Below are 25,843 nucleotides of genomic sequence, written 5' to 3' on the forward strand. Positions count from 1 at the left end.
TCTGGACCTACCCGAAGGCAGGCGACAGAAGAAAATGCTTAATTTTGCCTGATTTACCCTTCTTTGCAATTGCGGAAGGTTAATCAAACGGTGGCGGTGCCAGCACCTCGCGGTTACCGTTATGCCCCTGCTCACTCACAATGCCCTGCGCTTCCATCTGCTCGATGATGCGCGCAGCGCGGTTATAGCCGATGCGGAACTGACGCTGTACGCCGGAGATAGATGCTTTACGTTTTTCGGTAACGAAGTTAACCGCCTGATCGAATAACGGATCCAGCTCTTCACCGCCGTCAAAGCCACCGCCGCCTTCGCTTTCCGTGTCGCTGGTGATGCCATCGACATATTGCGGACGACCGCGCGCTTTCCAGTCCTGCACAACCGCGTGCACTTCCTGGTCGCGCACGAACGCGCCGTGAACACGCACAGGAGAGGTAGAGTTCGGACCGGAATAGAGCATGTCACCCATACCCAGCAGCGATTCTGCACCGCCCTGGTCAAGAATAGTACGCGAGTCAATTTTGCTCGATACGGTAAAGGCGATACGCGTCGGAATGTTCGCTTTAATCAGACCGGTGATAACGTCCACGGAAGGACGCTGGGTCGCCAGCACAAGGTGAATACCGGCCGCACGCGCTTTCTGCGCCAGGCGGGCAATCAGCTCTTCCACTTTCTTACCGACGGTCATCATCAGGTCAGCGAATTCATCGACCAGCACCACGATATAAGGCAGTTTTTCCAGCACCGGATGCTGGGCATCCATGCTGTCACCCGGCTTCCAGTACGGATCCGGAATCGGACGTCCCATGCGCGCCGCTTCGGCGATTTTCTCGTTATAACCGGCCAGGTTACGTACGCCCAGCGCAGACATCAGCTTGTAGCGACGCTCCATCTCATTCACGCTCCAGCGTAAAGCGTTGGCGGCGTCTTTCATGTCGGTAACCACTTCGGTCAGCAGATGAGGAATACCTTCATAGACCGACAGTTCGAGCATTTTCGGGTCAATCATGATGAAACGCACATCTTCCGGCTGCGCTTTATAGAGCATGCTGAGGATCATGGCGTTCACACCGACGGACTTACCGGAACCGGTAGTACCCGCGACCAGCAGGTGAGGCATTTTTGCGAGGTCTGCCACCACCGGCTCGCCCGCGATATCTTTGCCCAGCACCACGGTCAGCGGGGAGGGGTTATCGCGGAACTTGGTGTTATCCAGCACTTCACGCAGGTAAACGGTCTGGCGTTTCTTGTTCGGCAGCTCAAGACCAACGTAAGGTTTACCCGGTATCACTTCCACCACGCGCACTGCCACGGTCGACAGCGAACGCGCCAGGTCGCGGGACAGGTTGGAAATACGCGCGGCTTTTACGCCCGGCGCCAGGTTCAGTTCAAAACGGGTGATCACAGGACCCGGCGAGTAGTTCACCACGTCCGCCTTGATACGGAAGTCAGCCAGACGGGCCTCCACCAGACGCGCCATCTGCTCCAGCGCGAAGGTATCAACCGGTTCAACTTCTGACGGCGGCGGCGTTAACAGATCCAGAGACGGCAGCGGCGTACTTGGACGCTGCAGCGGACGGCTGTCACCGTTACGCATCAGCAGCGGGTGAATCAGGCTCTCCTGAGGCTGAGGCGCAGGCTGCTGGAACTGCGGCGGCTGTGGTGGCTGCTGCGGCTGTGTATACGGCTGCTGAACGGGCTGTTGCGGCTGCGCGTAGGCCTGCGGTGCCGGTGGCTGGCGCACAGGCTCAGCTTCCGGCATCACACTCGGGGTAAATAAAGGCTCGCTTGGGCCATCATCCACCAGATCTTTCATCGGCGAGAATTCAAAGTCCGACAGCGAGAACGGATTTGCACCAGCCGGTTGTTCACCAGAATAGCGCTGCTGCTGGGTGGCGGCAAACTGACGCGCCAGTTCCGCTTCTGCGGCGTCATCGTCGTCTTCCAGCGCCGGTTCATCGTGCTGATACTCTTCACCGTAGCGCTGATTCTGCTGGGCAGCGAACTGGCGGGCCAGCTCGTCCTGCTGCATTTCATCAGCATCATCGTCGTACTCAGACTCGCGCGCTTTTTCTTCAGCCATACGCTGGGAAGGCAGCTTGATGCCATAAGAAGCAAGCTCACGGCGGGTTGGCACGCGGACGCGGTTAGGACGAGGCAGCTGCGGACCAATCCCCTCTTTCACCTGAGGACGAGGTGCCCCCCCGGTTGCCAGGCTAAAGACGGGTGCAGCCACGGCCGCCGCCGCGGTAGCCTGCTTCACGCTTTCCGCTACGGGTGCAACAGCAGGCGTCGGATCGACAGGTGGAACAGAAACAGAAGGCGCTTTCGTAACCTGCTCCTGCACTGGTTCAGGCACAGGCTGATACCAGGCGGCCAGTTGTTCGCGTTCACGCGCGCGGCGCTCTTCGACTTCTTCAAAATAGTACAGCGGTGGACGGGCAGGCTTCACCTCTTCCACGATTTCAGGCTCAGGTTCAGGCTGCGGTGCAACATAAGGCTGCACAGGTTCAACCGGTTCAGGCACGTACTCCTGATACGGTTGAGCCACTGGCTGCTGATATTGCTGCGGTTCATACTCAGGCTGCGGCGGCTGATAAGGCTGCTGCCACTGTTCCTGCTGCACGGGGATGTAGCTTTCAGGTTCAGGCGCAATGACGGGCTCTGGCGTGTGAACACCCGGCGCAGTCTGCCACTCAACCTGAGGCTGCTGAATAACGGATTCCGGTGGCGGGACCGGCGCGGATGGCATCACGGCGTCGACAGGCGCGGCATACGCCTGGGCTGCAGTCGTCGCGGCGGCCGCGGCTGCTACCGGTTCGGTGACCGAGTGGCCGCTTAACAGCGGGTCGTATTCGTCAAAGTCCCCGGGCGTGGCCCGGCTGCCGGAGAAGAGCACATCGTCAGGATCGACGGCGACACCCGCAGCGCGATACGCCACCTGCTCGTCTTCATCCATGCGTTTACCGGAGAAGAGCGCCGCATCGGTTTTACGGCCGAGCGGGTTGGCAAATTTCTCAGCAACACGCTGGCGACGCGCCAGCGCGCCGCGCAAAATTCTGGCACGACGAGACTCACGACGCTGCACAGGCGCGTCATCTTCCTCTTCATCTTCGTATTCGTCTTCATCCACCCACGTATCGTCACGGCGGGTACGATTGCTGGCAAAAGTCAGAATGGTGAGGATAAAGCTGCCAATTTTCTCGGCAATGCTCACCCAGGACCAGCCGGTAAACAGCGTCAGCCCGGCGGCCCAGATGCACAGCAGCGCCAGCGTGCCGCCGCTGCTGTGCAGCATCGGCTGGAGCGCAGAACTTAATAAGCTGCCGATCACCCCGCCAGAGGCGAAGTACCAGATATCATCGGCGTTAATCGCCGCCAGCCCGCAGGAGGTGAGGATCAGCGCCAGCGCGCCAATCAGGCGCAGCGAGACGGCGAAATAGTCGATGTAATCATCGTTCTGACGATGACGCCACGCAAACCAGCATCCGCCAATGATAATGACGGGAAGGGTGTAGGCCATCACACCGAAAATGAAGAACAGCGTGTCCGCAAGCCAGGCACCGGGGACACCGCCCAAATTATGGATAGGCTCATGCCATGCAGTTTGTGACCAGCTGGGATCCGAGGGGTTGAAACTGAGTAAGGCTGCCATCAGCCAGACGGCAAAAAGGGCAATAACAATCAGCAAAGCCTCGAGGAGACGACGTCCGCTGCTTAGCTTCGATAGTGTGACTTCTTTGTCTTCAGTGTATTCCTGGCTCAAGAAAGGCTCTCCAGGTATCAGGCATATCCTGCCTGTTTGCTAAAACGGACAACAGCGCCGGGACTCCCCGGCACTGTTGCTGTATGGATTAACAGGAGTGTAATCAAACTACGCTGATTTTGCACCTGTTCCGTGTTAGCGCGTCTTAATAACCAGACGATTGCTCTGTTTGACCTCTTCCATCACCACGTATGTACGGGTGTCGTTCACGCCCGGCAGACGCAACAGGGTTTCCCCCAGCAGCTTACGGTAGGCGGACATATCAGGCACACGGGTTTTCAACAGGTAGTCGAAATCACCGGACACCAGATGACACTCTTGAATTTCTTCAAGTTTTTGTACAGCGGCGTTAAATTGCTCAAACACATCCGGCGCACCACGATTCAGAGTAATCTCAACAAATACCAGAAGTGAGGCATCCAGATAATGCGGGTTCAGCAGAGCCGTATAGCCCTGAATAAAACCCTGTCTTTCCAGTCGGCGCACACGCTCAAGGCACGGCGTCGGGGAAAGTCCCACACGTTTTGAAAGCTCGACGTTGGAAATACGCCCATCCTTTTGCAATTCATTAAGAATGTTACGATCGATACGGTCGAGATCTTTGCCAGGGCGCTTCTTGCTATCTACCATTATTATTGTCTCTCTGTATTCCTTCCCTACTCCTGCCTGGACCCTGTGCACATCACTGTTCAGAGCCTGTACCCGTTAGTCATGACATCGCCTGATTATGTAATAGACGCGATGCGGATTCGGGTTCTGTTGGTAAGAAGACCGTTGCCCGAAGGCAGTCACCGACATCACGTATGGCGTCTGTCCACGCCATGCGTAGATTTCACTGACCCGGTAAAAATGGCATTTACGTGCATGCCTATGCGGCATACGGTTAACGCGGTTTTTTTTCTTCCTTGAATGTTTTCGCAAAAGCGCAGGGGATTGTCAAAGCAAAACATCGTTTTTTAGTACAACATGCCGGATATTCATTGCGGCAGGGTATTAATCCTCATTTTATTGCCTTACAAACGACCGCTTTTCTGGAGAAAGCGTGATGTTATCGCGCGCGATTCATCGTCCATGGCTATTACACAGATTGATATCAAAATTGCTGCGCTCTTTTTTTACGGCAACAAATTCCCTACAATCCAGCCAAATGTCTGCCAACAACAATGGGGATCTCATGGGCACGGCCAAACACAGTAAGCTGCTAATCCTTGGTTCTGGACCTGCGGGATATACCGCGGCGGTCTATGCTGCACGCGCTAACCTGCACCCGGTATTAATCACCGGCATGGAAAAAGGCGGTCAGCTGACCACCACCACCGAAGTGGAAAACTGGCCAGGCGACCCGAACGACCTGACCGGGCCGCTGCTGATGGAGCGTATGCACGAGCATGCCGCTAAATTCGAAACCGAAATTCTGTTCGATCACATCAATAAGGTCGACCTGCAGAACCGTCCGTTCCGCCTGACGGGTGACAGCGGTGAATACACCTGTGACGCGCTGATCATTGCAACCGGTGCCTCTGCCCGCTATCTCGGTCTGCCGTCCGAAGAAGCGTTTAAAGGCCGCGGGGTTTCTGCCTGCGCCACCTGCGACGGTTTCTTCTATCGCAATCAGAAGGTCGCGGTCATCGGCGGCGGCAACACTGCCGTGGAAGAAGCGCTGTATCTGGCGAACATTGCCTCTGAAGTGCACCTGATCCACCGCCGCGAAACCTTCCGCGCGGAGAAGATCCTGATCAAACGTCTGATGGACAAAGTGGCGAGCGGCAACATCGTGCTGCACACCAACCGTACCCTGGAAGAGGTGACGGGAGACCAGATGGGCGTTGCCGGTCTGCGTATCCGTGATACCCAGAACACCGATAACGTCGAAACGCTGGAAGTGGCGGGTCTGTTTGTGGCGATCGGTCACAGCCCGAACACCGCGATCTTCGACGGTCAGCTTGAGCTGGAAAACGGCTACATCAAAGTGCAGTCCGGCATTCACGGTAACGCGACCCAGACCAGCATCCCGGGCGTGTTCGCGGCCGGCGACGTGATGGACCATATTTACCGTCAGGCGATCACCTCTGCGGGCACCGGCTGTATGGCCGCGCTGGACGCTGAACGCTACCTCGATGGGCTGGCTGAACAAGGTAAATAATCTTTACAAGTCAGTAACAAACGTAAATAAAGGCGGCGATAAGTCGCCTTTATTGTCTCCCCGTTGTAACATTGCGCTGCCCAACTTCTAATAACGTCACCTGCAAAGTACGCAATGGAAAAAACCCGTCAACAAGAGTTAACACGCTGGCTGAAACAGCAAAGCGTTCTTTCCCGCCGCTGGCTTATGATTTCCCGTCTTTTGGGTTTCGTCAGCGGTCTGTTGATTGTTGCCCAGGCATGGCTGCTGGCCCGCATTCTTAATCACATGATCATGGAGAACATTCCACGCGAAGCGCTCCTGCTGCCCTTTATTGTCCTGATCCTGATTTTTATCCTGCGCGCCTGGGTGGTGTGGCTACGTGAGCGTGTCGGTTTTCACGCCGGACAGCACATACGCTACGAGATCCGCCGTCAGGTGCTCGACAGGCTTCAGGAAGCCGGGCCCGCGTGGATCCAGGGTAAACCGGCCGGTAGCTGGGCGACGCTGATCCTTGAGCAGATTGACGATATGCATGACTACTACGCGCGCTATCTGCCACAGATGGCCCTTGCCGTCTTCGTTCCGCTGCTGATCGTGATCGCCATCTTCCCGGTGAACTGGATGGCGGCGCTGATTCTGATGGGCACCGCCCCGCTGATCCCGCTGTTTATGGCGCTGGTCGGCATGGGGGCTGCGGATGCCAACCGCCGTAACTTCCTCGCACTGGGTCGCTTAAGCGGTCATTTCCTCGATCGTCTGCGCGGCATGGAGACGTTACGCATTTTTGGCCGCGGTGAAGCAGAAACCGAAAATATTCGCCTGGCGTCACAGGACTTCCGTCAGCGCACCATGGAAGTACTACGCCTCGCCTTCCTGTCTTCAGGCGTACTGGAATTCTTCACCTCGCTGTCGATTGCCCTTGTGGCGGTCTACTTCGGCTTCTCCTACCTCGGCGCGCTGGATTTCGGCCACTACGGCACGGCGGTGACCCTTTCCGCCGGTTTCCTGGCGCTGATCCTGGCGCCGGAGTTTTTCCAGCCGCTTCGCGATCTGGGAACTTTCTATCACGCCAAAGCTCAGGCGGTTGGCGCCGCCGATAGCCTTAAAACGTTCCTGGAAACGCCGCTGGCCCACCCGGAGCGCGGTGACGTGACGCTGAATGCGAAAGATCCGGTGACCATTGAAGCGCAGGACTTTTCCATTCTGTCGCCCGAAGGCAAAGTGCTCGCCGGTCCGCTGAACTTTACCTTACCTGCCGGACAACGCGTGGTCCTTGTCGGCATCAGCGGTTCCGGGAAAAGTTCTCTGCTGAACGCGTTGTCCGGTTTTATGGCCTACACCGGTTCACTGCGGATCAACAAAACCGAACTGCGCAATCTCGACCCTGACGCCTGGCGTAAACAGCTCAGCTGGGTAGGCCAGAACCCACAGCTTCCCGCCGCTACACTGCGCGAAAATGTGCTTCTGGCGCGCCCGGACGCGCGTGAAGATGAACTGCAATCGGTTCTCGACCGCGCCTGGGTTAGCGAGTTTCTGCCGCTGCTGCCGCAAGGGGTGGATACTGTTGTCGGCGACCAGTCCGCCGGGCTGTCGGTCGGGCAGGCGCAGCGTGTGGCCGTTGCCCGCGCGCTACTCAACCCATGCCAGCTGATGCTGCTGGACGAGCCGGCAGCCAGCCTTGACGCACACAGCGAGCAGCGCGTCATGGAAGCGCTTAACGCCGCCTCCCTGCAGCAAACCACCCTGATGGTCACCCACCAGCTGGAAGGGATTGCCGACTGGGACCAGATCTGGGTCATGGAAAACGGCCGTATTGTTGAGCAAGGCGATTACGCCTCTCTCGTTGCCGCCCAGGGGCCATTTGCTACCCTGCTGGCGAACCGTCAGGAGGATATCTGATGCGCGCTCTGCTACCTTACCTGGTGCTCTATAAACGCCACAAATGGATGCTGACGCTGGGTATTGTGCTGGCTATTGTCACGCTGCTCGCCAGCATCGGCCTGCTCACGCTTTCCGGCTGGTTCCTGTCGGCCTCGGCCGTCGCGGGGTTCGCCGGATTATACAGCTTCAACTACATGCTTCCGGCTGCCGGGGTTCGCGGTACCGCCATCACCCGTACTGCCGGACGCTATTTCGAACGGCTGGTCAGCCACGACGCCACTTTCCGCGTGCTGCAGCACCTGCGTATCTATACCTTTAGCAAACTGCTGCCCCTCTCCCCTGCCGGGTTGGCGCGTTTTCGTCAGGGCGAGTTGCTTAACCGCGTGGTGGCGGATGTCGACACGCTGGATCATCTTTACCTGCGGGTGATTTCCCCGATCGTGGGCGCGTTTGTGGTGATTGTGGTGGTCACGCTGGGGCTGTCTGTTCTGGATGTCCCCGTTGCGCTGACGCTGGGTGGGATCATGCTGCTGACGCTTATCATTCTGCCGCCGCTGTTTTACCGCGCCGGGAAATCCAACGGGGAAAACCTGACGCGCCTGCGCGGGGACTACCGTCAGCAGCTGACCGCCTGGCTTCAGGGGCAGGCGGAGCTGACCATTTTTGGTGCCAGCAAGCGCTACCGCGCGCGGATGGAAAGCACGGAGCTGAACTGGCATGAGGCTCAGCGCCGCCAGTCGGAGCTGACGGCCTTCTCTCAGGCGCTGATGATGCTGATCGGCGGCGTGGCGGTAATAGCCATGCTGTGGCTGGCATCCGGCGATATCGGGGGAAATACACAGCCGGGTCCGCTTATTGCCCTTTTCGTCTTCTGTGCGCTGGCCGCGTTTGAAGCGCTGGCCCCGGTGACGGGCGCCTTCCAGCATCTGGGGCAGGTCATCGCCTCTGCCCTGCGCATCACCCAGATTGCCGAGCAGAAACCTGAAGTCACGTTCAGTGCCGGGCAGACCGTGGTACCAGAGCAGGTTGCACTGACGCTGGAAGATGTCACTTTCGCCTACGACAAACAGGCGCAGAACGCGCTGGACGGTATTACCCTTTCTGTTAATGCCGGTCAGCGGATTGCGATCCTCGGCCGTACCGGCTGTGGTAAATCGACGCTGCTGCAGCTGCTGACCCGCGCCTGGGATCCGCAGCGCGGCCAGATTCGTTTTAATGACACGTCGCTGACTGATTTCAGCGAGCAGGCCCTGCGCAAAACGGTCAGCGTCGTTCCGCAGCGCGTGCATCTGTTCAGCGCCACCCTGCGCGATAACCTGCTGCTGGCAGCCCCAGAGGCCACGGATGATGCGCTTCGCGCCATGCTGGAACAGGTCGGTCTGCATAAGCTGCTTGAGGACGAGGGATTGAACAGTTGGCTGGGCGAAGGCGGTCGTCAACTCTCCGGCGGTGAACTGCGCCGCCTGGCGATTGCACGCGCGCTGCTGCACGATGCGCCGCTGATGCTGCTTGACGAGCCCACCGAAGGGCTGGACGCCACGACCGAGAGCCAAATCCTTGATTTACTGGCCAATGTCATGACCGGTAAAACCGTCTTGATGGTCACGCACCGCCTGCGTGGACTGGCGAGTTTTGATCGAATAATTGTGATGGACAACGGACACATTATTGAGCAAGGTAGTCACGCAGAGCTGTTGGCGAAACAGGGTCGCTACTACCAGTTTAAACAGCGTCTGTAGACTATATTTGTAGCGTCCTCACTCGCGTACTGGAGTTTTGCTGTCATGCGCCTGGTCCAGCTTTCTCGTCATAATATCGCGTTCCCTTCTCCGGAAGGGGCGCTGCGTGAGCCCAATGGGCTGCTGGCCCTTGGCGGTGACCTCAGCCCTGCGCGGCTATTGATGGCGTACCAGCGCGGAATCTTCCCCTGGTTTTCTCCCGGCGACCCCATTTTATGGTGGTCTCCCGATCCGCGTGCCGTGCTGTGGCCAGAGCAGTTTCACCTGAGCCGCAGCATGAAGCGTTTCCATGCGAAATCCCCCTACCGCGTCACCCTGAACCACGCCTTTGGACAGGTCATTGAAGGCTGTGCCGAAGACCGCTTTGAGGGAACATGGATAACCCGCGATATCATTACCGCCTACCACCAGCTTCATGAGCTTGGCTACGCTCACTCCATCGAGGTATGGGACGGTGGAGCACTCGTCGGCGGCATGTATGGCGTGGCACAGGGGACGCTGTTTTGCGGCGAATCGATGTTCTCCCGCGCGGTGAATGCCTCGAAAACGGCGCTGCTGGTCTTCAGCCAGGCATTTGCCCAGCGCGGTGGACGCCTGATCGATTGTCAGGTGCTTAACGAGCACACGGCTTCTCTCGGCGCCGTTGAGATCCCGCGACGCCAGTACATCGAGCATCTGGATGCCAGTCGTCAGGAGAAGCTCCCCCGCGACTTCTGGATACCGAGAACGCTCTTTATGCCCAATGCCTAAATGTTTTCCGCATATTTTTTGTGAGGGTGTTATAATTATGCCGCAGAGTAGCTTCTGCCTGTTGCCCCGCCGCCGTTTGGGACCCTCGCTTCAGATAACGTCCTGACGTTTATCCTGTTGTCTCCCCTTTACGAATGCGCTTCCTGTTCGGTTGTACCGTGACGCTTGGGCAATGCGCCGAAACTGTTTTGCTGCGTTTTAATCGCGCAATTCTTTACTTAATTGATGAATTTCGGCATTATCTTGCCGGTTCAAAACTTGGTAGTGATACCCCAGAGGATTAGATGGCCAAAGAAGACAATATTGAAATGCAGGGTACCGTACTTGATACGTTGCCTAATACCATGTTTCGCGTAGAGCTGGAAAACGGTCACGTGGTAACTGCGCACATCTCCGGTAAAATGCGCAAAAACTACATCCGCATTTTGACGGGCGACAAAGTGACTGTTGAACTGACCCCGTACGACCTGAGCAAAGGCCGCATTGTCTTCCGTAGTCGCTAATTGTTTTCGCCTGTAATGGCAGATGAATATTTAAAAGGTCGGGTTAATCCCGGCCTTTTTTATTTGTGGCGTTAGTGTTGCTGCGTCGGAAGAAGTATTGTCATCCACGGTTGTGCAGGAGCGATTAAATCCCCCGCCATAGAATGAGCCATGTCATGGAGTAATCCCGTCAGGTGCGGCAGCATATCGCGGTCAAAATGCGATACCAGCAACACATGATTCAACGCCCGGCAGTAATCACACTTTGTTTCTGTATCTTCTAGCAGCCACTCCTTTTGTCGCGGTTGTTCCGATTCATCCTCAAATTCCACTATCTGAAAATCACGCATGGATTCTGTGAGGCCGGATTTTACCTCTTCCAGATAAGCCGCGAGGCAAAGACATACGGGCTGCGTTTGTGGGAGTGATTTGCAATCCAGCAGGATTTCGGTGAGCAGGTTGCAGCGCTCGGCCAAGGTAGGAAGATCGGGATTGAGGGAGAGTTCGCTGTATAAATGGGCGAAATTGTTTTCTGTATTCATTGGGTAATTCCTTCACACACTTTGAATTTACCACCGCAGTAAACGCCAATTTGCTGGCGGCGGACGAAAAGGAATTGGCGTACCAGTGTGTGTGCTACTGGCGCTTCAATAGAAGCTTCCGATTCGCCCGCCAGATGCAGAATTATACCCTTTTCCTGAGGGCGAACGAAGCCTGCAGCATTACTGCTGCTCACACACTTTCAGGACGCCAATCCCGGCACCTGATTTTGCAGGTGCGCCGCCATTTTATTACTGTGGATTTATCCAGCAACCAACATCGTACGAAACTGGAAAGCGCCTCGCAAAATTCCTCTGCGGTCTGTTGCCCTCACCCCAACCCTCTCCCACAGGGAGAGGGAGAAAAGCAGACATAAAAAAACCGGGCTATTGCCCGGTTTTTAAGACCTACGTAAGAAATCAATGAGCCGCTTCCGGCTTGTGCTTCGCCGCACTCTGGAAATCGTACGTCAGTTCGTTCTTCGCCTGGTCCAGCGCCACGGTCACCTGGCCGCCGTCCACCAGCGAGCCAAACAGCAGCTCGTTCGCCAGCGGTTTCTTCAGGTTGTCCTGAATCACACGCGCCATCGGACGGGCGCCCATCGCACGGTCGTAGCCTTTCTCGGCCAGCCAGTTGCGCGCCTCCTGGCTTACTTCCAGCGACACGCCTTTCTGATCCAGCTGAACCTGCAGCTCGACGATGAACTTGTCCACGACCTGATGGATCACCTCGGTAGACAGGTGATCGAACCAGATGATGTTGTCCAGACGGTTACGGAACTCCGGCGTGAAGATCTTCTTGATCTCCTCCATCGCATCGGTGCTGTTATCCTGGTGGATCAGGCCGATAGATTTACGCTCGGTTTCACGTACCCCGGCGTTGGTGGTCATCACCAGCACCACGTTACGGAAGTCCGCTTTGCGCCCGTTGTTGTCGGTCAGCGTCCCGTTGTCCATCACCTGCAGCAGGATGTTGAACACGTCCGGGTGCGCTTTCTCGATTTCATCGAGCAGCAGTACCGCGTGCGGATGCTTGATCACCGCGTCGGTGAGCAGGCCGCCCTGGTCAAAGCCCACGTATCCCGGAGGCGCACCGATCAAACGGCTGACGGTGTGACGCTCCATATACTCGGACATATCAAAGCGCAGCAGCTCGATGCCCAGCGCTTTGGAGAGCTGAACCGTTACCTCGGTTTTCCCCACGCCGGTCGGGCCGGCAAACAGGAAGGAACCGACAGGCTTGTGCTCATGCCCCAGCCCGGCACGGGCCATCTTGATCGCTTCGGTTAAGGCCTCAATGGCTTTATCCTGACCAAAGACCAGCATTTTCAGGCGATTGCCGAGGGTGCGCAGCGTGTCGCGGTCGCTCTGAGAGACGCTTTTCTCAGGGATACGCGCGATGCGGGCCACCACGGACTCAATATCCGCCACGTTAACGGTTTTCTTACGCTTGCTGGCCGGCATAAGACGCGCACGTGCCCCTGCCTCATCAATCACGTCAATCGCCTTATCCGGCAGATGACGGTCGTTGATGTATTTCACCGCCAGCTCCACCGCCGCACGCACCGCTTTCGCGGTATAACGCACGTCATGGTGCGCTTCGTACTTCGGCTTCAGGCCGTTGATGATCTGCACCGTTTCCTCGACGGACGGTTCGGTCACGTCGATTTTCTGGAAGCGGCGCGCCAGCGCACGGTCTTTCTCAAAGATGTTGCTGAACTCCTGGTAGGTAGTGGAGCCAATCACGCGGATCTTGCCGCTGGAGAGCAGCGGTTTGATCAGGTTAGCCGCATCCACCTGGCCGCCGGAGGCCGCACCCGCGCCGATGATGGTGTGGATCTCATCGATAAACAGGATGCTGTTGGTATCCTGCTCCAGCTGTTTTAACAGTGCCTTGAAGCGTTTTTCAAAATCACCGCGGTATTTCGTGCCCGCCAGCAGCGAGCCGATATCCAGCGAGTAGATGGTGCAGTCGGCAATCACTTCCGGCACGTCGCCCTGCACAATGCGCCAGGCAAGCCCTTCGGCAATTGCGGTTTTACCCACGCCAGATTCCCCCACCAGCAGCGGGTTGTTCTTGCGGCGACGGCACAGCACCTGGATCGCGCGCTCCAGCTCTTTATCGCGACCAATCAGCGGGTCGATACCGCCAACGCGAGCAAGCTGATTAAGGTTGGTGGTGAAGTTTTCCATACGATCCTCCCCGCCTGCTTGCTCTTCATTGTTATTGACCTGATTGCTGGAATCCGATGCCTGGTTAGGCTCGTCTTTGCGCGTTCCGTGAGAGATAAAGTTAACCACATCGAGGCGGCTGACTTCGTGTTTGCGCAGCAGATAGGCAGCCTGTGACTCCTGCTCGCTGAAGATGGCGACTAAGACGTTTGCGCCAGTCACTTCGCTACGTCCGGAAGACTGGACGTGGAATACCGCGCGCTGCAGCACACGCTGGAAGCTGAGCGTCGGCTGCGTGTCGCGCTCCTCTTCACTGGCTGGCAGCACCGGTGTGGTTTGTTCGATGAAGGCTTCGAGTTCCTGACGTAGCGCCACCAGATCCACGGAGCAGGCTTCCAGCGCTTCGCGGGCAGATGGGTTGCTAAGCAGTGCGAGCAGTAAATGCTCGACGGTCATAAACTCATGTCGGTGCTCACGCGCTCTGGCGAAAGCCATGTTTAAACTGAGTTCCAGTTCTTGATTGAGCATAGGCACCTCCCCCAATTTTATGCCTTATCAGGCCTTTTCCAGCGTACACAGCAACGGATGCTCGTTCTCCCTCGCATAGTCGTTCACCATCGCCACTTTGGTTTCCGCCACTTCGGCAGTGAAGATGCCGCAGATAGCTTTGCCACGATAATGAACGGTAAGCATCAGTTGCGTTGCACGTTCTACATCATAAGAAAAGAACTTTTGTAGCACGTCAATAACAAATTCCATCGGCGTGTAATCATCGTTCATTAACATAACTTTATACATAGATGGCGGTTTTAGCGCGTCACGCACTTTGTCTTCCGCCAGCTGGTCAAAATCCAGCCAGTCGTTGGTCTTACCCATTTTGCATAACCACTTTGAATCTACCTCAGATGTTAGATAACAATCATCTATTACTGTCATCCGCGATGTCTGTCACAAACTGTTGCAATAGCGTTAACTGCTTCAAACTTTGGTTGATTATTGTCCCATCTCCAGCGCCAAACGCTTGACGACTTCTTTCGTTTCTCTAAATTGTACAAGCGTGAGATGGCGAGGTTTTGAACAGCCCCCACTCCACCACCGGTTCATTCCATCTTAACTTATAAGATTTACGAAGGATGTCGAAGCATGGAAATGGGTACTGTTAAGTGGTTCAACAACGCCAAAGGGTTTGGCTTCATCTGCCCCGAAGGCGGCGGCGAGGATATCTTCGCTCACTATTCCACCATTCAGATGGATGGTTACAGAACGCTCAAAGCCGGGCAGTCCGTCCGGTTCGATGTACACCAGGGACCAAAAGGCAATCATGCAAGCCTTATCGTCCCCATTGAAGCAGAGACGGTTGCATAGCTCTCTGTTTTATTGTGTACATCCCGCAGTCAAAATGCCAGCCCGATCGGCTGGCATTTTTATTTTCGGGTTATTCCCGAGCCAGCGCATCCACCGGATCCAGCCGCGCCGCGTTGCGGGCGGGCAACCAGCCAAACAAAATGCCGGTAAAGGTCGAACACAAGAATGCGGTAATAATGGCCACCGGCGAGAAGCCAATCTCCCAGCCGGGTAAAAAGAGCTGGAGCGCGAAGGCGATCATCATCGAGAGCGCAATCCCCATCGCACCGCCGACCAGACACACCAGCACGGCTTCAATCAAAAACTGCTGCAGCACGTCGCTGGCTCTGGCCCCGACCGCCATGCGGATGCCAATCTCCCGGGTTCGTTCGGTTACCGACACCAGCATGATGTTCATCACCCCGATACCGCCGACGACCAGCGAAATCACCGCCACCAGTGTGAGGAACAGCTGAAGAGTACGTGTGGTCTTTTCCGCCGTTTTCAAGAGGCCGTCCATATTCCAGGTGAAGAAATCCTTCTTCCCGTGGCGCAGGGTTAACAGCCGCTCCAGCTGCTGCTCGGCCAGCGCGCTGTCGTAGCCCTCCTTCACGCGCACGGTGATGGAGTTGAGCCAGGACTGCCCCATAATCCGCCCGGAGATGGTGGTATAGGGCAGCCAGACGCGCAGGATCTTGCTGCTGCCAAACATCGACTGTTTCTCTTCCGCCACACCGATGACCGTGGCAGGCATGTTGCCGACCAGGATCACTTCGCCCACCACGTTGGCTTTATTGGGGAAGAGCTGTCTGCGCGAATTCGCGTCCAGCACCACCACCTGCGCCCTGCCCGCCAGCTGCTCGGCGTTGAAGGTGGCGCCTTCGCTGAAGGTCATACCGTAGACGTTGAAATAATCCCCGCTGACGCCGTTCGCGCTGGCTGCCACGTCAACATTGCCCACCCGCAAGCGCAGGTTCTGCGACACCGCAGGCGTGGCGGAGTTGACCCACGGCTGCTTCTGAATGGCCGCCAGATCGTCGTATTTCAGCGCCTGCTGATACTGCGGCTCGTCGTCCCCGAAGTCTTTACCAGGATAGACGTCAATGGTATTGGTGCCGATTGCGCGGATATCCGCCAGCACCAGTTGCTTGGCCGCGTCGCCCACCACCACAATCGACACCACTGAGGCAATACCGATGATGATGCCGAGCATGGTCAGCAGGGTACGCATTTTATTGGCCGCCATCGCCAGCCAGGCCATGGTCAGTGCTTCACGAAAGCCGCTGGAAAATTGTCCCCAGCCGGTTGATGCCGGAAGCACTTCTTTCGGCGCCGCAGCTCTGGACTCACGCGGCGGCGGGTTGCTGACCAGCTCGCCGTCGTGGATCTCAATGATCCGTTCCGCCTGCGCCGCCACCTGCGGATCGTGGGTCACGATGATGACGGTGTGCCCCTGATCGCGCAGCTGGTGCAGGATCGCCATCACCTCTTCGCCGGAATGGCTGTCGAGTGCGCCGGTTGGCTCATCCGCGAGGATCACCTGCCCGCCGTTCATCAGGGCACGGGCAATACTCACGCGCTGCTGCTGGCCGCCGGACAGCTGCGAGGGCTGGTACTCCACCCGCTCCGCCAGCCCCAGACGCGTCAGCAGCATCTGCGCGCGTTCGAGCCGTTTTTTCCGCTCGACGCCCGCATAGACCGCCGGAACTTCCACGTTCTGCGCGGCATTGAGGTGAGAAAGCAGATGGTAACGCTGGAAGATAAAGCCGAAGTGCTCCCGACGCAGCTTCGCCAGCGCGTCGCCATCCAGCGTGGAGATATCCGTTCCAGCCACGCGATAGGTCCCGCTGGTCGGCTTATCCAGACAGCCGAGAATGTTCATCAGCGTCGATTTACCGGAACCCGATGCCCCGACAATCGCCACCATCTCGCCCGCTTCTACCCGAAGGGAGATGCCTTTTAGCACCTCCACCGGCCCATCGCCCGACGGATAGCTGCGGCGAATGTCCTTCAGCTCAAGCAATGCCGTCATTTCGCGGCTCCGGGCAGGCTTTCACTGACAACAACCTCCTCGCCCTCTTCCAGCCCTTTCACCACCACCACGTCGGTGTCGTTGCGCGCACCAATCACCACTTCGCGCTCGCGCGTTTCGCCGTTGCGCAGCACTTTCACTTTATAGCGGCTCTCCCCGGCGGATTCACCCAGCGCAGAGAGCGGAATGGTCAGCACGTTCTTCAGACCAGTCAGCTGAATATGCACCTGCGCGGTCATGTCGAGACGCAGCACGCCCTTCGGGTTCGGCACTTCAAAACGGGCATAGTAGAAGATTGCGTCGTTCACTTTTTCCGGCGTCGGCAGAATGTCTTTCAGCACGCCTTCGTAGCGCGTCTGCGGGTCGCCCAGCACCGTAAACCAGGCGTTCTGCCCCGGCTTCAGATGGATCACATCCGCCTCGGAGACCTGGGCTTTGACCAGCATGGTGCTCATGTCCGCCAGCGTCAGAATGTTTGGCGCCTGCTGCGCGGCAATCACCGTCTGCCCCTGCAGCGTGGTGATCTGAGTGACCTCACCGGCCATCGGCGCCACGATCTGGGTGTAGTCGAGGTTGGTTTTTGCCGTATCCAGCGAGGCCTGGTTGCGTTTGATTTGCGCGTCAATCGTGCCAATCTGCGCCTGCTTCACCGCCAGTTCCGTGGTGGCCGTGTCTAAATCCTGCTTCGAGATCGCCTGGGTTTTGGCCAGCGCCTGCTGACGGGTCAGCGTCACCTGGGCCAGGTTACGCTCTGCCTGCGCCTGCGCACGCTGCGCGCGCAGCTCCATCAGCGTGGCTTCCACCTCGCGGATCTGGTTCTCAGCCTGTTCAGGATCGATCACGCCGAGCAGTTGGCCTTTTTTCACCTTATCGCCAATCTCAACCGACAGCGTTTTCAGCTGACCGCTGACCTGCGCGCCGACGTCAACCTTGCGCAGGGCATCAAGCTTACCCGTCGCGAGGACGTTTTGCTGCAGTTCGCCCGGGCGAACAATCAGCGTCTGATACTGCGGCACCGGCGCATTCAGCACCTGCCATAGCCAGTACCCACCGGCTAACACCACGACCGCCAGCAGCAGAAACAGCGTTCTGCGTTTTCCCTTGAGGTTCATAAATATTCCAAATAAATGTTCTGGCAATGATAAATGCTGATTCTATCTAAACGATTCCTCAACGAAACCCCTGTTCTCCGAAATCGTCACAATTTGTTTACGAGACGTTGAACGTTCGCCTGCTGAAATGGAAATCTTCATCAAGAAGCAGGATCTAACATGTCTTCCATCGTCGATACACCTTTTTCAAACCTGCCACAGCCTGCATCGGGTTGGCAGCTCTTCAGTCATCTGGCTTCCGGTAAGCTCACGCCAGGGCTGGCGTGGCAAAACCCCGCCTATCGACGTAAATTCATGCTCCGTTCGCTGGCGACGCCTGTAAGTACCGCTCGCCTGTTGACGAGCCTTGCAAAACAGCCGAGCCTGATGCAAATGCTGCAGGTACAGCCAGGACTGCCGTGCCGTCTGCATCGCCCTTGGCTGACGGTGAATATGCATCGCCAGCAGGCCCTTGAGTCCCTTAACTGGCACTATCAAACGATGAGCCGCCATATGCCGGCATCGCTGCTCTCGGGCTATCTGTCGAAAAAGGGCTTCACGCTGCTCACCTTAACCGGTAAAGATGAAGAGCAATTTACCGTCCGCCTGTGCGCCGATGCGTTTCTGGATAAAGAAGGGGAAGCCACCCTCGCCTTCTGCGACCATCAGAATACGGTGCTGGCCGAGATGACCTTCACCCTGTGCCAGTTTGAGGGAAAATCGACGCTGTTTATCGGCGGCCTGCAGGGCGCAAAAGCCCACGTACCCCATGAGCTGATCCAGGGCGCGACGAAGGCCTGCCATGGTCTGTTCCCGAAACGTCTGCTGGTCGAAGCCGCCATGACGCTCGGCACCGCCTTCCCGGTAGAACAGATTGTCGCCGTCAGTAACGACACCCATATTTATCGCAGCTGGCGCTACCGCAAGAAAAAAGAGGGGAAACTGTTGGCCGATTACGACAGTTTCTGGATCTCCATCGGCGGTGAAAAGCAGGATAGCGGCAACTTTATGCTGCCCCTCGTCATGCCGCGCAAACCGATGGAAGAGATCGCGAGTAAAAAGCGTTCCGAATATCGCCGCCGCTACGCGCTGCTGGATAGCCTGATTCAGCAGGTGAACCAGGCGACTCAACGTTAATCCGCTCTCCCGCGTGCCAGCCACAGCACGCGGGAAAACATCTTCCGCAGCAGGGTCGGCACCGCCTCCACGCCCCGTCTCCCCGCTTCCGTTGCCACTTCAATGGCTAAATCCGGTTTTGAAGAACGATGAATAGCTTTGGCGATCACGCGCCGCATGTTCATCGGGACATCGACCGGCACCATGGCAATTCGGTGGAATACGTCGTCGAACCCCTGACGATACATAAAGTGCTCCATGTCCATGGCGGGCAGCATGGTTAAATGGTCGCGCTCTTCTTCTCGCTCGTTATTCAGCAGGCTGCGTACGGTCGAGGCATATTTTTTGCCCGCCTCATCACCGTCGACCAGAACGTGCCACTCGATCCCCATCCGGCGAGCAAATTTTATCAGCGGCTTTAATCCCGACTGGGCGAATTCAATCACCTTAATGCCTTCCGCATCAAAATGGTGGCCGCACTGGCGCGCCAGTTCGTTGATGACCCAGGTTTCCGTCTCTCCCTCCACCAGCAGCCAGCAGCGGGCAAAGAGCGACGACGCGCGGTTAAAGCGAATATGAAACGCGATGCGCCGCCCGTCTTCCGCGTTCAATCCTCCCGGCCCTAAGCGGAAGGCGGAGACGCGGGAAGATTCACGCACCAGACGACAGACGTGCTCTACCGGCGTTAGCGATAATAATTCACCGGAATTGGTGGTCGTAATGCGCTGGAGCGGCAGCAGGTTCAGCAGATGCCATGCCACGGAGAGCATGATGGGATGCAGGCGCGTTTCCGGGTCTTCCACCAGCAGCAGCGGCCGGGCGTCCCGGTCAAGACGAACGGTGCCCTTGGCCTGCAGAAGCGTTGAAAACAGCCCCAGCAAAATCACCCGATGAGTACGACCGCCGGGCCGGTCGATCATTCGGTTAATGATATCGAGGTAGCGCCAGCTGCGCTGCTCGTCATGAGAGCGGCGGCGCATCAGGCGATGGCGCGACTCCGACGTCCCCTGCTCGGAAAAATAGTGCTCCAGAAGCTGTACCATGGCGGACAGCCCCTGACGAATTTGACCATCGGTCAGATTTTGCGGACGCGACACCAGCTCTCTTGCCAGAAAATCCAGCTCGCGGGCAGTGACTTCCACTTCCGGCATATTCGGGACGGTACCGTTACGTATACGCCGCATAAAACGCGCGTCGCGCAGGCGCAACACCGGCGTCAGGCGGATCAGGTGGCGGGCCAGATCGTCAATATTGTCCAGCGGGATCGGACTGGCTTTCTCATCAAGAAAATCACGCAGGGTCAACACGCCCTCGTTTTCCGCCATTTCACCCTCCAGCCGATAGAAAATCCGGTGGAAGCCGTCATCGCACGGCACCCAGCAGGGTGACAGCGGGCGGAAGCGACGCACTCGATGCCGTCCGGGCTCGGATTCGCGGAACGTCAGGATGATATGCAGGTGCTTCTCGCGCCCCGTCACGTCGCCGGGCGGGAACCAGAAGTCATCGCGAACGAAGTGATACAGATTGTCTTCGGGCGAAAGCAGTAACGTCAGCGCATCCAGCAGGCTGGACTTACCCCACGCGTTCTCGCCGATCAGGACGTTGTTCTGTTCCAGCTGCAGCGACAGGCGGTTAATACCGCGAAACCCGACAATTTCCACACGTTCGAGAAGCATAAATCCCCCGCGCAATGATCACTTTTTCCTTTAAGTTATCAGCAGTATAGCGGGAGGCGCCCTGTCACGACAGCACAACATTCACCGTGGCGAGAATTGGTCTATGCTCTATTTACCGCTGATTTGAACAAGGATTGACATCACATTGCCTTAAATCAAATTAATCGAATTTATTTAAGTGGCGAAGGGGTGTTGTTGGTTTTTAAAATACGGACTCTTTGAGTCGTCATCCCTTTATGGCGATATATCCCGTGCGCGGGAAAGCGTGCGGAAAATTATTTGAGGTGGTTATGTTTAGAAAATTGGCTGCAGAATGCTTTGGTACATTCTGGCTGGTATTTGGTGGCTGCGGTAGCGCCGTTCTGGCAGCAGCATTCCCGGAATTAGGTATCGGTTTTGTCGGCGTCGCGCTGGCATTTGGTTTGACCGTATTAACCATGGCCTTTGCCGTGGGGCATATTTCCGGCGGTCATTTTAACCCGGCAGTAACGTTAGGTTTATGGGCCGGCGGTCGTTTTCCGGCGAAAGATGTGATTGGTTATATTGTCGCCCAGGTGGTTGGCGGTATTATCGCAGCGGGCGTTCTGTACGTGATTGCCAGCGGTAAAGCCGGGTTCGACGCGGCGGCCAGCGGCTTCGCCTCTAACGGCTTCGGCGAGCATTCTCCGGGCGGTTATTCCATGCTGTCTGCCATCGTGATTGAAATTGTGCTGACCGCAGGCTTCCTGCTGGTGATCCACGGCGCAACCGACAAACACGCGCCAGCAGGCTTCGCCCCTATTGCGATTGGTCTGGCGCTGACCCTTATTCACCTGATTTCGATTCCGGTCACCAACACCTCCGTTAACCCGGCACGCAGTACCGCCGTCGCTATCTTCCAGGGTGGCTGGGCGCTTGAGCAGCTGTGGCTGTTCTGGGTCATGCCGATTATCGGCGGTATCCTGGGTGGCGTGCTGTACCGCACCCTGCTGGAAAAACGCGATTAATTGCGCGCGGTGTCGGGCGGCGCTAACGCTTACCCGACCTACGTGAAAGTGCACTTGTAGGCCGGGTAAGGCGCAGCCGCCACCCGGCTTTTTTATTGCTCCTTTACCTGACAGCCTTTATTGGGTAGTGTCTCTGGCGCTCAACAGATACTCAAAAGGACCGGCTGTTCATGTTTTCAGGACTCCTCATTATTCTGCTGCCCCTGATTGTGGGCTACCTTATTCCGCTGCACAGAGAATCCGCATTACGGCTCATCAACCGTTTTCTCAGCTGGATTGTTTACGTCATTCTTTTCTTTATGGGGATAAGCCTGGCCTTCCTGGATAATCTGGCGACGAATTTGCTTTCCATCCTGCATTATTCGGTGGTCACCGTGGTGGTTATTTTGCTGTGTAATATCGCCGCATTATTCTGGCTTGAGCGCACCGTTCCGTGGAAAAACCATCATCATCAGGAAAAGCTGCCTTCCCGAATTGCGATGGCGCTGGAATCATTAAAACTGTGCGGCGTCGTGGTGCTCGGTTTTCTGCTTGGGCTGACCGGCTGGGCGTTTTTACAGCACGCAACAGAGGCCAGCGAATATACGCTGATCTTCCTGCTGTTCCTGATCGGTATCCAGCTGCGAAATAATGGCATGACGCTGAAGCAAATTGTTCTGAACCGTCGGGGAATGATGGTCGCGGTCATTGTTATCGCCAGCTCCATGGTGGCGGGCGTGATTAACGCTTTTATTCTCGACCTGCCGCTGAAAACCGGCCTCGCGATGGCGTCAGGTTTTGGCTGGTATTCCCTCTCCGGTATTTTGCTGACCGAATCATTCGGTCCGGTGATCGGCAGCGCCGCCTTCTTTAACGATCTGGCGCGTGAACTGCTCGCCATTATGCTGATCCCGGGACTGGTTCGCCGCAGCCGCTCTACCGCGCTGGGCCTGTGCGGCGCGACGTCGATGGACTTTACCCTGCCAGTGTTACAACGCTCTGGCGGGCTGGAGATGGTGCCCGCCGCCATCGTTCACGGCTTTATTTTAAGCCTGCTGGTTCCGGTTCTGATGGCCGTCTTCTCGGCCTGATACTTCTTTGGCGGTAGGGTTCCTGCCGCCAAAATTGCGCTAAATCAATCTCCCTCTATTTTGTAGCAAAAAGCCCTTTTCACCGTTCTGGCACAGGCATAACCTTAAACATGTATATTAAATATAACTTTAACAGGTGTGATTATGTTTTGTGTGCAATGTGAACAAACCATCCGTACCCCGGCAGGCAATGGCTGCTCTTACGCACAGGGTATGTGCGGCAAAACCGCAGAAACATCTGACCTTCAGGACCTGCTGATTGCGGCCCTGCAAGGCCTTTCCGCATGGGCGTTTAAAGCCCGCGAATATGGCATCATCGACCACTACGTCGACAGCTTCGCCCCGCGCGCCTTCTTCTCCACGCTAACCAACGTTAACTTCGACTCTCCGCGCATTGTTGGCTATGCCCGCGAAGCCATTGCCCTGCGTGAAGCGCTGAAGGCGCAGTGTCTGAAGGCGGATGCCAGCGCCCGCGTGGAAAACCCGATGTCAGACCTTCAGCTGGTGAGTGACGATCTGGGCGAACTGCAGCGTCAGGCGGCAGAATTCACGCCGAATAAAGACAAAGCGGCGATTGGCGAGAACATTCTCGGCCTTCGCCTGCTGTGCCTGTACGGCCTGAAAGGCGCGGCAGCCTATATGGAGCACGCGCATGTGCTCGGTCAATACGACAACGACATTTACGCGCAATACCATAAAATCATGGCGTGGCTGGGCACCTGGCCTGCCGATATGAATGCCCTGCTTGAGTGCTCAATGGAAATCGGGCAGATGAACTTCAAGGTGATGAGCATTCTGGACGCCGGTGAAACCAGCACCTACGGCCATCCGACCCCAACACAGGTCAACGTCAAAGCGACCGAGGGTAAATGTATCCTGATCTCCGGCCATGACCTTAAAGATCTCTACAACCTGCTGAAGCAGACCGAAGGCACCGGCGTTAACGTCTATACCCACGGTGAAATGCTGCCGGCGCACGGCTATCCGGAGCTGCGTAAGTTTAAGCACCTGATCGGTAACTACGGCAGCGGCTGGCAGAACCAGCAGGTGGAATTTGCCCGCTTCCCTGGCCCTATCGTGATGACCTCTAACTGCATCATCGACCCGACCGTGGGCGCGTATGACGACCGCATCTGGACCCGCAGCATCGTCGGCTGGCCGGGCGTGAGCCATCTTGAAGGTGACGATTTCGGTCCGGTGATAGCGCAAGCGCAGCAGATGGCAGGCTTCCCGTACAGCGAGATCCCGCACCTGATCACCGTCGGCTTCGGTCGTGAAACCCTGCTCGGTGCCGCCGATTCGCTGATTGACCTCGTCAGCCGTGAAAAGCTGCGCCACATCTTCCTCGTCGGCGGCTGCGACGGCGCGCGCGGCGAGCGTAACTACTTCACCGATTTCGCCACCCGCGTGCCGGAAGACTGCCTGATCCTGACCCTGGCGTGTGGCAAATACCGTTTCAACAAGCTGGACTTCGGCGACATCGAAGGCCTGCCGCGCCTGATCGATGCGGGCCAGTGTAACGATGCTTATTCGGCCATCATTCTGGCCGTTACCCTGGCGGAAAAACTGGGCTGCGGCGTGAACGACCTGCCGCTGTCACTGGTGCTCTCCTGGTTTGAGCAGAAAGCGATTGTCATCCTGCTGACCCTGCTCTCTCTGGGCGTGACTAACATCGTGACTGGCCCGACCGCGCCAGGCTTCCTGACACCGGACCTGCTGGCGGTGCTCAATGAAAAATTCGGTCTGCGCTCCGTGACCAACGTTGAAGACGATATGAAGCAGCTGCTGAGCGCGTAAGGAGTAACTCATGACCATGCCAACCTCACACTGCCCGTGGCGCATGCAGGTTCATCACATCCATCAGGAGACGCCGGATGTGTGGACGCTGTCGCTGCTGTGCCACGACTATTATCCGTACCGTGCGGGTCAGTATGCGCTGGTTAGCGTTCGCCATTCGGCAGACACCCTGCGCGCCTACACCCTTTCTTCCACGCCGGGCGTGAGCGAGTACATCACGCTTACCGTCCGTCGCATTGAAGGCGGAGCCGGTTCAGAATGGCTGACCCGGGACGTGAAGCGCGGGGATTATATCTGGCTGTCCGATGCGCAGGGTGAGTTCACCTGTGACGACAAAGCGGAAGAGAAATTCCTGCTGCTGGCGGCAGGCTGTGGCGTAACGCCGATTATGTCAATGCGCCGCTGGCTGGCCAAACACCGCCCGCAGGCCGACGTGCAGGTGATCTTCAGCGTGCGCTCTCCGGACGATGTCATTTTTGCCGAGGAGTGGCACAACTACCCGGTGACGCTGGTAGCGGAACATCACGCGACGCACGGTTTTATTCCCGGTCGCCTGAGCCGCGAGCTGCTGCAAAGCGTGCCGGATATCGCGAACCGCACCGTGATGACCTGCGGCCCGGCGCCGTACATGGCTATCGTGGAAGAAGACGTGAAAGCGCTCGGCGTGACCCGTTTCTTCAAAGAGCAGTTCTTCACGCCGGTGGCGGAAGCAGCAACCAGCGGGATTCAGTTCACCAAACTGCAGCCTGCGCAGACCTTCTTTGGCCGCGTGGGTACTACGCTGCTGGAGGCGCTGGAAAGCAACCACGTGCCGGTGGCGGCGGCCTGCCGCGCCGGGGTGTGCGGCTGCTGTAAAACGAAGGTAGTGTCCGGGGAGTACACCGTGACCAGCACCATGACGCTGTCCGACGCGGAAATTGCCGAGGGTTACGTGCTGGCTTGCTCTTGCCATCCACAGGGTGATCTCGTCCTCGCATAAAGGTTATGCTTTCGATCGTAGGCCCGGTAAGCGTCAGCGCCACCGGGCTTTTTTGCCGGGTGGCACTACGTTTACCCGGCCTACGTTGTGCCTACTGCCTGTTCGGCATTCGACCCTAACCACCGACGCTTACCCGGCTGAAGTGCTTTCTAAGCTGCCTGTACGGCAGTGAACAAAGAGCTGTAAAAAACCGTTCGAAACACTTTTTTCTAAGCTGCCTGTACGGCAGTGAACGTTTTTGCTGGGTCCACATCACCTGACCAAAGTTTCTAAGCTGCCTGTACGGCAGTGAACGATTATC

19 protein-coding genes are annotated in these 25,843 nt (G+C 57.1%); 11 read left to right on the plus strand and 8 right to left on the minus strand.

The window, feature by feature from the left end; translation table 11 throughout:
• Positions 1-79 precede the first annotated feature (79 nt).
• Both BMW97_RS06685 and lrp read right to left on the minus strand, forming a co-directional pair.
• Positions 80-3,763 (minus strand): DNA translocase FtsK 4TM domain-containing protein, encoded by a 3,684-nt coding sequence (locus tag BMW97_RS06685; RefSeq protein WP_045908395.1) that lies wholly within the window; start codon positions 3,761-3,763, stop codon positions 80-82.
• A 135-nt stretch (positions 3,764-3,898) separates the two neighbouring features.
• Positions 3,899-4,393: a leucine-responsive transcriptional regulator Lrp gene (gene lrp / locus BMW97_RS06690; RefSeq protein WP_000228469.1), complete on the minus strand. Its 495-nt coding sequence runs from the start codon at positions 4,391-4,393 to the stop codon at positions 3,899-3,901.
• Between the two features lie 544 nt (positions 4,394-4,937).
• On the opposite strand from lrp, the gene trxB reads away from it, so the two are divergent.
• The 5 genes from trxB (at position 4,938) to infA (ending at position 10,761) form a co-directional block, all read left to right on the plus strand.
• The gene (trxB, locus tag BMW97_RS06695) at positions 4,938-5,906 is read left to right on the plus strand and encodes a thioredoxin-disulfide reductase (RefSeq protein WP_032638969.1); all 969 of its coding nucleotides are present in this window, start codon (positions 4,938-4,940) and stop codon (positions 5,904-5,906) included.
• Positions 5,907-6,020: 114 nt separating this feature from the next.
• Positions 6,021-7,787 (plus strand): heme ABC transporter permease/ATP-binding protein CydD, encoded by a 1,767-nt coding sequence (gene cydD, locus BMW97_RS06700; protein WP_045908396.1) that lies wholly within the window; start codon positions 6,021-6,023, stop codon positions 7,785-7,787.
• Positions 7,787-9,508, plus strand: a complete 1,722-nt coding sequence (gene cydC, locus BMW97_RS06705; protein WP_045908397.1) for a heme ABC transporter ATP-binding protein/permease CydC — start codon at positions 7,787-7,789, stop codon at positions 9,506-9,508. Before cydD ends, cydC begins: the two co-directional genes overlap by 1 nt.
• 45 nt (positions 9,509-9,553) lie before the next feature.
• Positions 9,554-10,258, plus strand: coding sequence for a leucyl/phenylalanyl-tRNA--protein transferase (aat, locus tag BMW97_RS06710; RefSeq protein ID WP_045908398.1), 705 nt, complete (start codon positions 9,554-9,556; stop codon positions 10,256-10,258).
• Between the two features lie 284 nt (positions 10,259-10,542).
• Complete coding sequence (gene infA / locus BMW97_RS06715; RefSeq protein WP_002211347.1) at positions 10,543-10,761, plus strand: translation initiation factor IF-1; 219 nt, start codon at positions 10,543-10,545, stop codon at positions 10,759-10,761.
• A 71-nt stretch (positions 10,762-10,832) separates the two neighbouring features.
• Here infA and BMW97_RS06720 read toward each other — a convergent pair whose 3' ends face one another.
• From BMW97_RS06720 to clpS, 3 genes are all read right to left on the minus strand, one after another.
• On the minus strand, positions 10,833-11,282 hold the full coding sequence (locus BMW97_RS06720; protein ID WP_032674456.1) for a hypothetical protein: 450 nt from the start codon (positions 11,280-11,282) through the stop codon (positions 10,833-10,835).
• Positions 11,283-11,699: 417 nt separating this feature from the next.
• The gene (gene clpA / locus BMW97_RS06725; RefSeq protein WP_014831269.1) at positions 11,700-13,979 is read right to left on the minus strand and encodes an ATP-dependent Clp protease ATP-binding subunit ClpA; all 2,280 of its coding nucleotides are present in this window, start codon (positions 13,977-13,979) and stop codon (positions 11,700-11,702) included.
• Between the two features lie 27 nt (positions 13,980-14,006).
• Positions 14,007-14,327: an ATP-dependent Clp protease adapter ClpS gene (gene clpS, locus BMW97_RS06730; RefSeq protein WP_006174393.1), complete on the minus strand. Its 321-nt coding sequence runs from the start codon at positions 14,325-14,327 to the stop codon at positions 14,007-14,009.
• 267 nt (positions 14,328-14,594) lie between these two features.
• Between clpS and cspD the strand changes: the two genes are divergently transcribed.
• Positions 14,595-14,816 (plus strand): cold shock-like protein CspD, encoded by a 222-nt coding sequence (gene cspD, locus BMW97_RS06735; RefSeq protein WP_008499993.1) that lies wholly within the window; start codon positions 14,595-14,597, stop codon positions 14,814-14,816.
• Between the two features lie 70 nt (positions 14,817-14,886).
• On the opposite strand, the gene macB is transcribed toward cspD, so the two are convergent.
• Both macB and macA read right to left on the minus strand, forming a co-directional pair.
• Complete coding sequence (gene macB / locus BMW97_RS06740) at positions 14,887-16,827, minus strand: macrolide ABC transporter ATP-binding protein/permease MacB (RefSeq protein ID WP_045908399.1); 1,941 nt, start codon at positions 16,825-16,827, stop codon at positions 14,887-14,889.
• Positions 16,824-17,939 (minus strand): macrolide transporter subunit MacA, encoded by a 1,116-nt coding sequence (macA, locus tag BMW97_RS06745; protein ID WP_045908400.1) that lies wholly within the window; start codon positions 17,937-17,939, stop codon positions 16,824-16,826. Before macA ends, macB begins: the two co-directional genes overlap by 4 nt.
• Before the next feature lie 159 nt (positions 17,940-18,098).
• On the opposite strand from macA, the gene BMW97_RS06750 reads away from it, so the two are divergent.
• A complete protein-coding gene (locus tag BMW97_RS06750; protein WP_045908401.1) occupies positions 18,099-19,055 on the plus strand; it encodes a VirK/YbjX family protein in 957 nt (318 codons plus the stop codon).
• On the opposite strand, the gene BMW97_RS06755 is transcribed toward BMW97_RS06750, so the two are convergent.
• Positions 19,052-20,710 (minus strand): ATP-dependent endonuclease, encoded by a 1,659-nt coding sequence (locus BMW97_RS06755; RefSeq protein ID WP_045908402.1) that lies wholly within the window; start codon positions 20,708-20,710, stop codon positions 19,052-19,054. The two genes, BMW97_RS06750 and BMW97_RS06755, sit on opposite strands and share 4 nt — an antisense overlap.
• A gap of 290 nt (positions 20,711-21,000) precedes the next feature.
• On the opposite strand from BMW97_RS06755, the gene aqpZ reads away from it, so the two are divergent.
• The 4 genes from aqpZ (at position 21,001) to hcr (ending at position 25,542) form a co-directional block, all read left to right on the plus strand.
• Entirely contained in the window at positions 21,001-21,696 is a 696-nt protein-coding gene (gene aqpZ, locus BMW97_RS06760) for an aquaporin Z (RefSeq protein ID WP_014883193.1), read from the plus strand.
• Positions 21,697-21,866: 170 nt separating this feature from the next.
• Complete coding sequence (locus BMW97_RS06765; RefSeq protein WP_045908403.1) at positions 21,867-22,766, plus strand: LysO family transporter; 900 nt, start codon at positions 21,867-21,869, stop codon at positions 22,764-22,766.
• Positions 22,767-22,910: 144 nt separating this feature from the next.
• Positions 22,911-24,563 (plus strand): hydroxylamine reductase, encoded by a 1,653-nt coding sequence (gene hcp / locus BMW97_RS06770; protein ID WP_045908404.1) that lies wholly within the window; start codon positions 22,911-22,913, stop codon positions 24,561-24,563.
• Between the two features lie 10 nt (positions 24,564-24,573).
• Positions 24,574-25,542 carry an NADH oxidoreductase gene (gene hcr, locus BMW97_RS06775; RefSeq protein WP_045908405.1) on the plus strand — a complete coding sequence of 323 codons (969 nt, stop codon included), beginning with the start codon at positions 24,574-24,576 and terminating at the stop codon, positions 25,540-25,542.
• Positions 25,543-25,843 lie beyond the last annotated feature (301 nt).

The sequence above is a fragment of the Enterobacter sp. NFIX58 genome (genome assembly GCF_900110475.1).
Lineage (GTDB): Bacteria > Pseudomonadota > Gammaproteobacteria > Enterobacterales > Enterobacteriaceae > Enterobacter > Enterobacter quasiroggenkampii.